The sequence below is a fragment of the Dryocola baronae genome (assembly GCF_051297175.1).
GTDB lineage: Bacteria > Pseudomonadota > Gammaproteobacteria > Enterobacterales > Enterobacteriaceae > Dryocola.
On record NZ_JBINNY010000001.1, the window covers coordinates 851,004 to 863,777 of the forward strand.

Annotated in this window: 13 protein-coding genes; 7 read left to right on the forward strand and 6 right to left on the reverse strand. The window is 55.6% G+C overall.

The window, feature by feature from the left end; genetic code table 11:
* Positions 1-53: 53 nt before the first annotated feature.
* From ACSPHG_RS03940 to ACSPHG_RS03955, 4 genes are all read right to left on the reverse strand, one after another.
* Complete coding sequence (locus ACSPHG_RS03940; protein ID WP_435952229.1) at positions 54-1,445, reverse strand: cytochrome-c peroxidase; 1,392 nt, start codon at positions 1,443-1,445, stop codon at positions 54-56.
* 222 nt (positions 1,446-1,667) lie between these two features.
* Complete coding sequence (locus tag ACSPHG_RS03945) at positions 1,668-3,101, reverse strand: 6-phospho-beta-glucosidase (protein WP_435952230.1); 1,434 nt, start codon at positions 3,099-3,101, stop codon at positions 1,668-1,670.
* 165 nt (positions 3,102-3,266) lie between these two features.
* Entirely contained in the window at positions 3,267-3,995 is a 729-nt protein-coding gene (locus tag ACSPHG_RS03950) for a MurR/RpiR family transcriptional regulator (RefSeq protein WP_435952231.1), read from the reverse strand.
* A gap of 34 nt (positions 3,996-4,029) precedes the next feature.
* Positions 4,030-4,626 (reverse strand): HD domain-containing protein, encoded by a 597-nt coding sequence (locus tag ACSPHG_RS03955; protein ID WP_435952232.1) that lies wholly within the window; start codon positions 4,624-4,626, stop codon positions 4,030-4,032.
* Between the two features lie 153 nt (positions 4,627-4,779).
* Between ACSPHG_RS03955 and trhA the strand changes: the two genes are divergently transcribed.
* On the forward strand, positions 4,780-5,433 hold the full coding sequence (trhA, locus tag ACSPHG_RS03960; RefSeq protein ID WP_435952233.1) for a PAQR family membrane homeostasis protein TrhA: 654 nt from the start codon (positions 4,780-4,782) through the stop codon (positions 5,431-5,433).
* A 200-nt stretch (positions 5,434-5,633) separates the two neighbouring features.
* Here trhA and ygfZ read toward each other — a convergent pair whose 3' ends face one another.
* Positions 5,634-6,620, reverse strand: coding sequence for a tRNA-modifying protein YgfZ (gene ygfZ, locus ACSPHG_RS03965; RefSeq protein WP_435952234.1), 987 nt, complete (start codon positions 6,618-6,620; stop codon positions 5,634-5,636).
* Between the two features lie 246 nt (positions 6,621-6,866).
* On the opposite strand from ygfZ, the gene sdhE reads away from it, so the two are divergent.
* Together sdhE and ACSPHG_RS03975 are read left to right on the forward strand one after the other, a co-directional pair.
* Positions 6,867-7,133: an FAD assembly factor SdhE gene (gene sdhE, locus ACSPHG_RS03970; protein ID WP_435952235.1), complete on the forward strand. Its 267-nt coding sequence runs from the start codon at positions 6,867-6,869 to the stop codon at positions 7,131-7,133.
* The gene (locus ACSPHG_RS03975; RefSeq protein ID WP_435952236.1) at positions 7,114-7,536 is read left to right on the forward strand and encodes a protein YgfX; all 423 of its coding nucleotides are present in this window, start codon (positions 7,114-7,116) and stop codon (positions 7,534-7,536) included. The genes sdhE and ACSPHG_RS03975 overlap by 20 nt, the downstream gene beginning before the upstream one ends.
* A 7-nt stretch (positions 7,537-7,543) precedes the next feature.
* Here the strand turns inward: ACSPHG_RS03975 and fldB are convergent, their stop codons facing one another.
* Positions 7,544-8,065, reverse strand: a complete 522-nt coding sequence (gene fldB, locus ACSPHG_RS03980) for a flavodoxin FldB (RefSeq protein WP_435952237.1) — start codon at positions 8,063-8,065, stop codon at positions 7,544-7,546.
* A 99-nt stretch (positions 8,066-8,164) separates the two neighbouring features.
* Here fldB and xerD point away from each other — a divergent pair, with 99 nt between their 5' ends.
* From xerD to prfB, 4 genes are all read left to right on the forward strand, one after another.
* A complete protein-coding gene (gene xerD / locus ACSPHG_RS03985; RefSeq protein WP_435952238.1) occupies positions 8,165-9,061 on the forward strand; it encodes a site-specific tyrosine recombinase XerD in 897 nt (298 codons plus the stop codon).
* A 23-nt stretch (positions 9,062-9,084) separates the two neighbouring features.
* Positions 9,085-9,804 carry a bifunctional protein-disulfide isomerase/oxidoreductase DsbC gene (gene dsbC, locus ACSPHG_RS03990; RefSeq protein ID WP_435952239.1) on the forward strand — a complete coding sequence of 240 codons (720 nt, stop codon included), beginning with the start codon at positions 9,085-9,087 and terminating at the stop codon, positions 9,802-9,804.
* Positions 9,805-9,807: 3 nt separating this feature from the next.
* Positions 9,808-11,541, forward strand: coding sequence for a single-stranded-DNA-specific exonuclease RecJ (gene recJ / locus ACSPHG_RS03995; RefSeq protein ID WP_435952240.1), 1,734 nt, complete (start codon positions 9,808-9,810; stop codon positions 11,539-11,541).
* A gap of 130 nt (positions 11,542-11,671) precedes the next feature.
* Positions 11,672-12,770 (forward strand): peptide chain release factor 2 gene (prfB, locus tag ACSPHG_RS04000; RefSeq protein ID WP_435952241.1). Its coding sequence is split into 2 segments (ribosomal slippage): positions 11,672-11,746 and positions 11,748-12,770, totalling 1,098 coding nucleotides; the frame shifts between segments, so codons are not numbered across the junction.
* Positions 12,771-12,774: the final 4 nt, after the last annotated feature.

The following is a 12,774-nucleotide window of genomic DNA, read 5'->3' on the forward strand; positions in this document are numbered from 1 at the left end:
GCCAGAAGTGTTGTCGGGCAGCGCGAACGCCTGCCCGACCTACAACTGTTGGATTAATCAATCGGATACGGTGAATAAACCCCGTTTAGCGATTCAAGGAAGGCGACGATATCCTCTACGTCACCCTGGGCAAGCGTTGTCCCCACCTGATACTTGAGCATCTGCTTCACGGCTTCATCAAGCGTGGCCACATCTCCCCGATGGAAGTAAGGCGCGGTTAACGCCACGTTGCGCAGCGTTGGCACCTTTTGACGCAGCCGGTCGCGCACCTCGTTGGTGACATTCATGCGGCCGATATCCGCAGCCGTTATTTCCCCGAAGCCAAACTCTTTTTTCAGCCCAAGCGGTTCATAAGAACGCCCGCCGAGGATTTTCCCCGTGTGGCAGGTGGCACACTTATTGTCTTTGAACAGCTGATAACCGCGTTTTTGCCGCGCGGTCAGCGCGTTATCGTCCCCGCGCAGGTATTTGTCGAAGGGGGAGTCTGGCGTGATTAGCGTTTTCTCGAACTCGGCGATCGCATCGGTAATCGTCTCACCGGTTAGGCCCTGCGGATAAACGGCGGTGAAATCACGGGTCAGGATCGGGTCCTGGTTAAGCTTGCCGGTGATTTCTTCCCAGGATTTGGACGCCATTTCAAGAGGGTTCAGCGGCGGGCCGCCGGCCTGCACCTGGAGATCCGGCGCTCGCCCGTCCCAGAACTGCTCGATATTGAACACCGAGTTAAACACCGTTGGGGCGTTAATCGGGCCGATAGCGCCTCCTACACCCTGGGAGGTTTTACGTCCGTCTACGCCGCCCGCGCCAAGCTGGTGGCACTGCGCGCAGGAAACGGTGTTGTCGCCGGAAAGGCGAGGATCGTGATAAAGCCGCATGCCGAGGGCGACCTTTTTCGCATCAACCGGCAGCGACTTAGGTATGGGCTGTACGGGTTCGTTACGGCGGTTTTCGGCCATATCCGGCGTGGCGTAGTAGTTCAGCCGCTGATGTTTTACCCACTCCAGCAGGGTGTTCCGTTCTTCTTTATTCATCGCGCCCGCCCAGTGCAGGGCGGTGTAGCGCGTAGGCGGCATGGTCTGGTGCTCCATCACCCATTCGATTTTAGTGATGTCGCTTTGTGGCGCGCCGTCGTTGTTATTAAGGCTTTCACGGACATGGGTCAGGTTAAAAGATTTGTAACCTAGCTCAATATCGTACTCCATCAGCTGCTTTGCTATCGGAAAAGAGGCGTAGAAAGGCAGCTCGGCGGAAGGGGTATGGCAGTAATCGCATCCCTTTTCCTGGAGAATATTCAATACCTTAGCGTTTAGAACGGATGGTTCTTTTTGCGCGAACGAGGCGTTAATGCGTTGTTTATCATGATAGTTGACGTAGCCGACAAGCCCGAGATAACACGCGGCGCCGCCTGCGACGGCTAGCCCCAGCAGTTTTGTTATTTTGTTCATCAAAGTTCCCTTTCCCAGAGGTAAAGCAGAATCCGCGATCTTTCTAAACCACAGATTTTATGTGGTTTAGATGATGGTGATTTCGGGGGAGGCGCTCGTTGAGCGGCATCAAGGTAAAGGGCAGGCTGCGGCTATCGTTAAAATAGGCGGCGCCAATGATGAGGCGGAAGATGCAGGGCGGGTAAACGAAGCGTTACCCGCCGCAGGGCTTAAAGCAAGTTGTTAGAGGGTTTCGCCGTTGCTGGCGATAACTGCTTTGTACCAGTTAAAGCTCTTCTTGCGCGAGCGGGACATATCGCCGGTGCCGTCGTCGTGCTTGTTAACGTAGATAAAGCCGTAGCGCTTGCTGTACTGGCCGGTGGTGAAGGAAACGCAGTCGATACAGCCCCACGGGGTGTAGCCCATCAGGTCTACGCCGTCATAGGTGACCGCTTTCATCATCTCTTCTACGTGGGCTTTGAGATAGTCGATGCGGTAATCGTCGTTGATAGAGCCGTCTTCTTCGACCTTGTCGTATGCGCCAAAGCCGTTTTCCACGATAAACAGCGGTTTCTGGTAGCGCTCGTAAAGCTCGCACAGCGCGTAGCGCAGGCCAACCGGGTCAATCTGCCAGCCCCAGTCGGACGCCTTAACGTGTGGATTCGGCACGCTGCCCTGGAAGCCGGAAAGCGCATCGCCGGTGCCGCCGTCGGCCTTCACCGCATTGGTCATGTAGTAGCTAAAGCCGAGGTAATCGCACACGCCTTCACGCAGGATCTGCTCGTCGCCTGGTTCCATTTTGATATTGAACTCGCGGCGTTCCCACTCGTTCAGCACGTAGGACGGGTAGTAGCCGCGCAGCTGCACGTCGGTAAACACGTAGCGTTCGCGCATGGATTCCTGGGCGTACATCACGTCTTCCGGTTTGCAGGAGAACGGGTACAGCGGCACCATCGCCAGCATGCAGCCGATTTGCATTTCCGGGTTGATGCGGTGGCCGATTTTCACCGCCATGGCGCTTGCCACGAACTGGTGGTGCAGAACCTGGTACATCACCTCTTCCGGGTTGTCGTGCTCGGTGTAGACCACGCCGGAACAGCAGTAGCCAAACAGCGGCGCGCGCCAGTTGCGCTGGTTATTGATCTCGTTAAAGGTCATCCAGTATTTCACCTTGCTCTTGTAGCGTTCGAACACCACTTCAGCAAAGCGCACAAAGAAATCGACGACTTTACGGTTGGTCCAGCCGCCGTATTCCGTCACGAGGTGGTGCGGCATCTCGAAGTGAGAAAGGGTGATAACCGGCTCGATATTGTATTTGTGCAGCTCGTCGAACATGTCGTCGTAGAACTTCAGGCCTTCTTCGTTCGGCTGCTGCTCGTCACCGTTTGGGAAGATGCGCGTCCAGGCAATCGATGTGCGGAAGCACTTGAAGCCCATTTCGGCAAACAGCTTGATGTCTTCTTTGTAGCGGCCGTGGAAGTCGATGGCTTCATGGTTTGGATAGTATTTGCCGGGGACGACTTCCTGGGTGATTTCACGAGGCACGCCGTGTGCGCCGCCGGTTAGCACGTCGCAGATGCTTGGGCCTTTGCCCTCTTTGTTCCAGCCGCCTTCAACCTGGTGCGCGGCTACCGCGCCGCCCCATAAAAAGTCTTTTGGTAAGGTCAATTTCTTCATATTTTTTATCTCGCAGTGGCGCGCCGGGAATATTGTGGGTGAGTTCACAATCTGGCGTTACGTTAATAAACTCTGGTCTGGAGTCTAACAAACGAGATTTAATTGTCACGATATAACAAATCACGCCAAATGTGATTTGTCACATCTAAAAAACAGCATGTTTTTTTACGCCATTTTTTTAGCCAGCTTGCGACCGATGGTTTCGAGAATATAAATAACCGGAATCTGCGTGGTAATGTCGTAAACGCCGCCGACACGCGTCAGCGGAATATGCCAGGAGATATTAAAATCTGCAAGTTTCGCCAGCGCCGAGTTCTCATGGCTGGTGATGGACAGCACCTTACAGTTATGCAGGCTGAACTGGCTGGCAAAACGGAGGATTTCCTCGGTTTCGCCGGAAACGGAAAGCACAATGGCCAGCGCGTTTTTAGCCATATCGTTGGTGACCGGAAAATAAGGGTCGTCGATATGGTTACTAAATTTTCCCACGTTAGAGAAGAAGCGTGCGCCATATTTAGCTAAAGCGCCCGACGTGCCCGCCCCGACAAATATAATTCTTTCCGATGAGCAAATAATATCAACCGCGCGGTCAATTAAATTATCAAACTCTTCATTGTTGGTGCTTTTAAAAAAGCTAATGATTTCGCTGGGGCCAAAATTAACCAGCTGCTCGTCGTTTTGCTCAAGATATAACTTAAAGCGCACGCGAAATTCGGAATACCCTTCGCAATTAAGCTTGCGGCAAAAGCGCAGCACGGTGGTGGTGGAGACGCCCGCGGCATCGGCCAGCTCGCGGATGGTCATGTACATTACTTTGTCACGGTTTTTAATGACATAGTTGTAGACCAGCATTTCCAGGCCGTTGAGATTAGCGATTGCCGCGTGAGTAAACATCGTCCGTCTTCCAAAGTTAAGCCGTATAGGGAGTTTAGCGCAGCCAGCCTTTTTCCTGCGCGCCATATAAATGGCTGACGACATGTTGCCATAATTCCGGCCAGCTTTCGCCCACCAGAGCGTTACGGGTTAATACCTGCTCAAGAGAGATATTATTTTCGCGCCAGCTTTGCCCTTCGTTATGCAGGTTTTGCAGAATGGGCAGGATGCGATCCAGCGCGCTGGCAAAACGGGCGTCGGCGGTGGCGCCTGTTTCGTATTCCAGCCACAGCCTGAGGAATTCACCGCTTTGCGGCTCGGGTAACAGGCCAAAAAGGCGGGCGGCGGCCAGCGCTTCTTTTTCAGCAATCGCTTCACGGGCGGCCAGGTCGTAAACCAGCACATCCCCAACGTCGATTTCCACGATGTCGTGCAGCAACGCCATCTGCACGACGCGCGAAATATTCACCTCAGCGGGAGCGAAAGGTGCAAGGCTCATCGCCGCAACGGCAAAATGCCAGCTATGCTCTGCTGAGTTTTCCTGCCGACCGTGGCCGATAATTTTGGTGCGACGTTCGACCAGCTTCAGCTTGTCGATTTCTATCAGAAAGGCGATGACTTCGCTCATCGCGCCAAAGGCGTGCGGGGACATAGCGTTCTCCTTCATTCTTGCAGCTGCTAAGCCGTTGCTATGCGTCGCGGCCGCGGGCTAAATTATTTTAGCGTACACGTGTTCACTGGAATCATTCTCAGTTATGCTAATCGTGCTGCATTTTTCATCTTTAGACTTACCTGGAGTAGCCTTATGGCTGACAAACCAATCAAAGCACCGGGATATTCACTGGCTGAGGAAATAGCCAACAGTATTAGCCACGGTATTGGGCTAGTGTTCGGGGTTGTCGGACTGGTGCTTTTGCTGGTTCAGGCCTACTCGACCCACGCCAGCGCGGTGGCCATCACCAGCTACAGCCTGTACGGCGGCAGCATGATTTTGCTGTTCCTTGCCTCCACGCTTTATCACGCGGTGCCTCACCCCCGAGCGAAGCGCGTGCTCAAAAAATTCGACCATTGCGCCATTTACCTGCTTATCGCCGGAACCTACACGCCGTTCCTGCTGGTTGGGCTGAACTCACCTTTTGCGCACGGCATGATGGTGGTTATCTGGAGTCTGGCGCTGCTGGGCATTCTGTTTAAGCTGACCATTGCGCACCGCTTCAAAGTGCTGTCGTTGGTGACCTATCTGCTGATGGGCTGGCTGTCGCTTGCGGTTGTGTACCAGCTGGCGATGAAGCTAGACGCGGGCAGCATAACTCTGCTGGCTGCGGGCGGGGTGATTTACTCGCTGGGCGTCATTTTCTACGTCTGCAAGCGCATCCCCTACAACCACGCAATCTGGCATGGTTTCGTGCTGGGCGGCAGCGTGTGTCACTTCCTCGCTATCTATTTGTACATTCGCTAAAGCAAAGCCCCCGCAGAACGGGGGCTCAGATTGCTGACAAAGAAGGAAAAAGCGTGGTTTTTCCTTCTTTGTGGTTATCAGCCGAAAATCAATGAATTGATTTTCCTTATTATTTTTTCGGAGACAAATGTTCATATCGTGGAGGTATGAGGCTTGTCATCAGTCTCAGCCCCCGCAGAACGGGGGCTTGAGCACGACCGTTAACTCTCTTCCAGTGAATAAGGCAGCGGCTCAATAGCCAGTTCGCTGCCGTTGTCTTCCCGCACGCGGAAAACGCTGTCCGGCTCCAGATCGTTATTCATGACGGCCTGAATCAGCACGCGGCCGTCGTCGAGGAGGCTTGCGGCAAGCACTGTGCCGGTACGACGCCAGTTGTCGCCCATTTTCATCTCGAGATCTTCGCCTGCTTCCGGCACACGGGAAGCGCTGCCTGCCAGATACCACAGCGCGCGTTTGTTAGCGCCGCGAAACTTCGCTCGCGCCACCATTTCCTGGCCGGTGTAACAGCCTTTTTTGAAACTAATGCCGCCCAGCGCCTGCAGGTTTGTCGCCTGCGGGATAAACTGCGCGCTGTTCGGGGTGTCAATGACCGGCAGCCCGCCTTCGATATCCAGCGCCAGCCACTGCTGGCTGTCGTTAAGCTGGGCTTCGCCGCGCAGTTTTTCAGCCAGCATTTGGGCCGTGGCGGCGTCCGTCACCAGCAGGAAACGCTCGGCTGGCAGGTTGAACCACAGCAGGCTGGTGGCACCGTCCTGGACAACGGGATTTGCTTCATCCGGCAGGGCGGTGAACAGGTTCGCAAGCGCTGCGCGAGCCTGGAAACCAGCAACGCCCAGCAGAACGCTTTCGCTGTCCGGCGTCATGGTCACTTTTGAGAACACCGCATACTTTTTCAGTTCGGTCAGCTGCGCTTCAAAGAGGTTGCGACGTTCAATAAAGGCATAGCCTTCGCCGCGATGGAACAGACGCAGGTTGCTCCACATCTTGCCTTTCGCGTCGCAGTGGGCGCAGAGCAGATGTTGGTTCGGTCCCAGTTGCGCTACGTCCGCAGTGACCTGCCCCTGGAGATACTTTTCAGCGTCCGCGCCGGTGACGTTCACCAGCGCCCAGTCATCAAGAGTCATCAGCGTCAGCGGCAGGCGGGCTGCGGCGGTAGGCTGACGAGGAGGAAACGGATTGAAAGCCATATATTGTCCCGGGTTATGCAACAGAGGTATGGCGTCAATGGTAAAAGAGCCACCCGCCAATGCAAGCAGTTTGATGGCGCGATTTGTGCCGCTTCGAGTTCTCTCGCAGCAAAAATGTAACGATGCGGCTTTGCAGCGATTTCTGCCGAGAAACTACTCAGAAAGCAACATTCAGTTAATACGCGCGGTGAAAACACGTTACACTAACACACGTACCTCACACGTCAGTTAAGCAGGAAAGAGCACATGGATATCAATAACAAAGCCCGAATTCACTGGGCGTGCCGCCGTGGAATGCGCGAGCTCGATATTTCGATTATGCCGTTCTTTGAATATGAATATGACACCCTGAGCGACGCGGATAAGCAGCTCTTTATCCGTTTACTGGAATGCGACGATCCCGACCTCTTTAACTGGTTGATGAATCACGGCGCTCCGGCAGACGTTGAACTGCAGCGTATGGTGAAGCTCATCCAAACACGGAATAGAGAACGTGGTCCTGTGGCAATCTGATCTTCGCGTCTCCTGGCGGGCGCAGTGGCTTTCGCTGTTAGCCCACGGGCTGCTGGCGCTGTTTGTGCTGCTTTTACCCTGGCCGATGAGCTATACGCTTATCTGGATGTTTTTACTTTCTCTGGTGGTTTTCGACAGCGTGCGCAGCCAGCGCCGCATTCACGCAACGCAAGGTGAAATCAAACTGCTGACCGATTACCGCCTGAAATGGCAGGATAAAGAGTGGGAAATCGTAGGCACGCCGTGGATGCTGCGCACCGGCATGATGTTACGCATTCGCCAGACGCGCAAAACCCGCTGCCAGCATTTGTGGCTGGCAGCCGACAGTATGGATATTGGAGAGTGGCGTGATTTGCGCCGCCTGATGCTACAGCAGCAGGCAAGCGGCAGCGGGCAAGCCTGAGCCTACGTCAGACGAACTTCTCGGCCATTTCACCCAGAATCTGTTCGCACCAGTTTTGAATGCGTTCGTCGCTTAAATCGTACTGGTTGGTTTCATCCAGTGCGAGGCCAACAAACAGTTGTCCATCGGCGATAATCGGTTTCTGGCTGGTAAATTCATAGCCTTCGGTTGGCCAATAACCGATAAACTGCGCGCCGCGCGGGGCCAGTTTGTCGTGCAGCATACCCAGCGCGTCGAGGAACCATTCGCCGTAGCCAAGCTGGTCACCCATGCCGTAAAGGGCCACGAGTTTGCCTTCCAGGTTCAGGTTATCCAACTGGTCCCAGATGGCCTCCCAGTCTTCCTGCAGCTCGCCGAAATCCCAGGTTGGGATGCCGAGGATCAGCACATCGTACTGTTCCATTTGCGCGGGGGAGTCATCCTTCAGATTGTGCAGCGTCACCAGCTCCGGGCCGATGATGTCACGAATCTTCTCGGCAGCCATTTCGGTGTAGCAGGTGCTGGAGCCATAAAAAAGCCCAATGTTCATAGCGATAACAACTCATTTAATAACGTGCAGGCGGCAAGTGTACCAGATCCCATTGTGCATCATGCATAATGGACACAATTGAGCAAAAGAGAGGCTTCAGTGGAACAGGATCTCGCCCGTATAGAACAATTTCTTGATGCACTTTGGCTCGAAAAGAATCTGGCTGAGAACACGCTGACTTCCTACCGCCGCGATCTGAAAATGGTTGTGGAATGGCTGGACCGCCACGGTCTGACGTTGCTTAACGTGCAGGCGGGCGATCTGCAGTCGCTGTTTGCCGAGCGGCTGGAAGGGGGCTACAAAGCGACAAGCTCCGCCCGCATGCTGAGCGCTATCCGACGCTTATTTCAGTATCTTTATCGTGAAAAAGCCCGTGACGACGACCCGAGCGCTTTGCTTTCGTCGCCTAAGCTACCGCAGCGTTTGCCAAAAGATCTCAGCGAAGCGCAGGTTGACCGGCTGCTGCAGGCACCCTGTCTCGACCAGCCTATCGAGTTACGCGACAAAGCGATGCTCGAATTGCTGTATGCTACCGGGCTGCGCGTGTCTGAACTGGTGGGCCTGTCGATGAGCGACATCAGCCTGCGTCAGGGCGTAGTGCGGGTGATCGGTAAAGGCAACAAAGAGCGTCTGGTGCCGCTGGGCGAAGAGGCGGTGTACTGGCTGGAAAACTATCTTGAGCATGGCCGCCCCTGGCTGCTGAACGGGCAGTCTATCGACGTGTTATTCCCCAGCCAGCGCGCGCAGCAGATGACCCGGCAGACGTTCTGGCACCGCATTAAGCACTATGCTGTGATTGCGGGAATCGACGGTGAAAAGCTGTCACCCCACGTGCTGCGCCATGCTTTTGCCACGCACCTGCTGAACCACGGCGCGGATTTGCGTGTCGTACAGATGCTCCTTGGACACAGCGATTTGTCCACCACACAAATTTATACACATGTAGCGACCGAACGATTGCGTCAGCTGCATCAACAGCACCACCCCCGAGCGTGAGTGCCGAAGACAAAGGAAGAATCATGAAAAAAGGTATTTTATTGCTCTCGTTGCTGGCTGCCTCCGTGACCGGTTTTGCGCATGCTGACGACGCGGCAATCAAACAATCCCTGGCGAAGCTGGGCGTGCAGAACGCGGATATCCAGTCTGCGCCGGTTGCCGGAATGAAAACCGTGTTGACCGACAGCGGCGTGCTGTACGTGACGGAAGACGGCAAGCACATCATTCAAGGCCCGATGTATGACGTCAGCGGCGCGCAGCCGGTGAACGTGACCAACCAGCTGCTGATCGGCAAGCTGAACGCGCTTGAAAAAGAGATGATTGTCTACAAAGCGCCGCAGGAAAAACACGTCATCACCGTCTTTACCGACATCACCTGCGGCTACTGCCACAAGCTGCACGAAGAGATGAAAGACTACAACGCGCTGGGTATTACCGTACGCTACCTGGCGTTCCCTCGTCAGGGGCTGCAAAGCCAGGCTGAGAGCGACATGAAGTCCATCTGGTGTGCTAAAGATCGCAACAAAGCTTTCGATGCCGCAATGAAGGGTGACGCGGTGCCGTCTGCGAGCTGTGCGACTAACATCGCTAACCATTACAACCTCGGCGTGCAGTTTGGCGTGCAGGGTACACCGGCTATCGTGCTAAGCAACGGCACCGTGATCCCGGGTTACCAGGGGCCTAAAGAGATGAAACAAATGCTGGATGCGCATCAGCAGCTGAGCAAAGCAAGTGGTCAATAACGGGTGAAACAGCAAACGCAGCTTCGCCGCCGGGTCGTGGATGACACGGTGGTCTTACCGGCGGGCTTACCCCCGCTGTTAAAGCGCCTCTACGCCAGTCGCGGAGTGCGTGGTGAACAGGATCTGGAACGCAGCGTGAAGGGCATGCTGCCCTGGCAGCAGCTCAACGGCATGGATAAAGCCGTCGAGATCCTGCACGGCGCTTTTCGTGAAGGGTTACGCATTATTGTTGTCGGCGATTTTGATGCCGACGGCGCGACCAGCACCGCGCTGAGCGTGTTGGCCTTACGCAGCCTCGGCGGTGCGAACGTCGGCTATCTGGTGCCAAACCGCTTTGAAGACGGCTACGGTTTAAGCCCGGAAGTAGTCGATCAGGCCAACGCGCGCGGCGCGCAGCTCATTCTCACCGTGGATAACGGCATTTCGTCGCATACCGGCGTGGAACGCGCGCACGAGCTGGGCATTCCGGTGATCGTGACCGATCACCACCTGCCGGGCCCGGAGCTTCCGGCAGCCGAGGCGATAATTAACCCGAACCTGGTTGACTGCGAGTTCCCGTCCAAATCGCTTGCGGGCGTGGGCGTGGCCTTTTACCTGATGCTTGCCCTGCGCGCGCATCTGCGCGACTGCGGCTGGTTTGAACAGCAGGGCCTGGCAATTCCCAATCTGGCGGAGCTGCTGGATCTTGTCGCACTAGGCACGGTGGCAGACGTTGTTCCCCTCGATCCCAATAACCGAATTCTTACCTGGCAAGGCCTGAGCCGGATTCGCGCACGTAAGTGCCGTCCGGGGATTCTTGCGCTGCTGGAAGTCGCCAACCGCGAGCCGCACAAGCTGGCGGCAAGCGACCTGGGCTTCGCGCTTGGTCCGCGTCTGAACGCCGCGGGCAGGCTGGACGATATGTCCGTCGGCGTGGCGCTGCTGCTGAGCGAAAATATCGGCGAAGCGCGCATGCTGGCAAACGAGCTTGATGCGCTAAACCAGACGCGCAAAGAGATTGAGCAGGGCATGCAGGTTGAAGCGCTGAGCCTGTGTGATGCGCTGGAACGCAGCAACGACGCCTTGCCCTACGGCCTCGCGATGTACCATCCCGAATGGCACCAGGGCGTAGTCGGCATCCTCGCCTCGCGCATTAAAGAGCGTTTCAACAGGCCGGTTATCGCCTTCGCTCCCGCCGGTGACGGCACGCTTAAAGGTTCCGGGCGTTCGATTCAGGGCCTGCATATGCGCGATGCGCTGGAAAGGCTTGATACCCTGCATCCGGGCCTGATGCTCAAGTTTGGCGGCCACGCTATGGCGGCAGGGCTTTCGCTTGAAGAAGCGCGCTTTGAAGAGTTCCGCCAGCGCTTTGGCGACCTGGTGGGCGAATGGCTCGACCCGGCGCTGCTGCAGGGTGAAATTTGGTCAGACGGCGCGCTGGCTCCCCAAGAGATGACGCTGGAAGTCGCCGAAATGCTGCGTGACGCGGGGCCGTGGGGGCAAATGTTCCCGGAACCGCTGTTTGACGGCAAATTCCGCCTGCTGCAACAGCGGCTGGTGGGCGAGCGTCATCTTAAGGTGATGGTTGAACCCTTAGGCGGCGGCCCGCTGCTGGACGGCATCGCGTTTAACGTTGACACCACCCGCTGGCCGGACAACGGCGTGCGTGAAGTCGAACTGGCTTTCAAGCTGGATGTTAACGAGTTTCGCGGCAACCGCAGCGTGCAGCTTTTGATCGATCATATTTGGCCAATATAGCCTGCGTTCTGCAACGCCAATTACCTGGCTATATAAAGCCAGCGAACGCTATAAAATGCGGCACAATTCCGGTAAACTTTCCGGTTTATGACCGCATTTTCGTCTTAGTCCCCAACATAAGATATTACACATGTTTGAAATTAACCCGGTAAAAAACCGCATCCAGGACCTCACAGAGCGCAGCGACGTTCTTAGGGGGTATCTTTGACTACGATGCCAAGAAAGAGCGCCTGGAAGAAGTAAACGCAGAGCTTGAACAGCCTGACGTGTGGAACGAACCTGAACGCGCGCAGGCGCTGGGTAAAGAGCGTTCCGCGCTGGAAGCGATTGTCGAAACATTAGATCAAATGACCCAGGGGCTGGACGACGTTTCCGGCCTGCTGGAGCTGGCCATTGAAGCCGACGACGAAGAAACCTTCAACGAAGCCGTTGTTGAGTTAGACCAGCTGGAGGCCAAACTGGCGCAGCTCGAATTCCGTCGTATGTTCTCAGGCGAGTACGACAGCGCCGACTGCTACATCGACATCCAGGCTGGCTCCGGTGGTACCGAAGCGCAGGACTGGGCAAGCATGCTGATGCGTATGTACCTGCGCTGGGCCGAAGCCCGCGGGTTCAAAACGGAAATCATCGAAGAGTCCGAAGGCGAAGTGGCCGGCATCAAGTCCGTCACCATCCGTATTCAGGGCGAATACGCTTTCGGCTGGCTGCGCACGGAAACCGGCGTACACCGCCTGGTGCGTAAGAGCCCGTTCGACTCCGGCGGCCGTCGCCACACCTCCTTTAGCTCCGCCTTCGTCTATCCAGAAGTGGATGACGACATCGATATCGACATCAACCCGGCAGACCTGCGCATCGACGTATACCGTGCGTCCGGCGCGGGTGGTCAGCACGTTAACCGTACAGAATCCGCGGTGCGTATTACCCACATCCCGACCGGGACCGTCACCCAGTGCCAGAACGACCGTTCGCAGCATAAGAACAAAGATCAGGCCATGAAGCAGATGAAAGCGAAGTTATACGAGCTGGAAATGCAGAAGAAAAATGCTGAGAAGCAGGCGCTGGAAGATAACAAATCGGATATCGGCTGGGGCAGCCAGATTCGTTCTTACGTCCTTGATGACTCCCGTATCAAAGATCTGCGCACCGGGGTTGAAACCCGTAACACGCAGGCGGTACTGGATGGCGATCTGGACAAATTTATCGAAGCAAGTTTGAAAGCAGGGTTATGAGGAA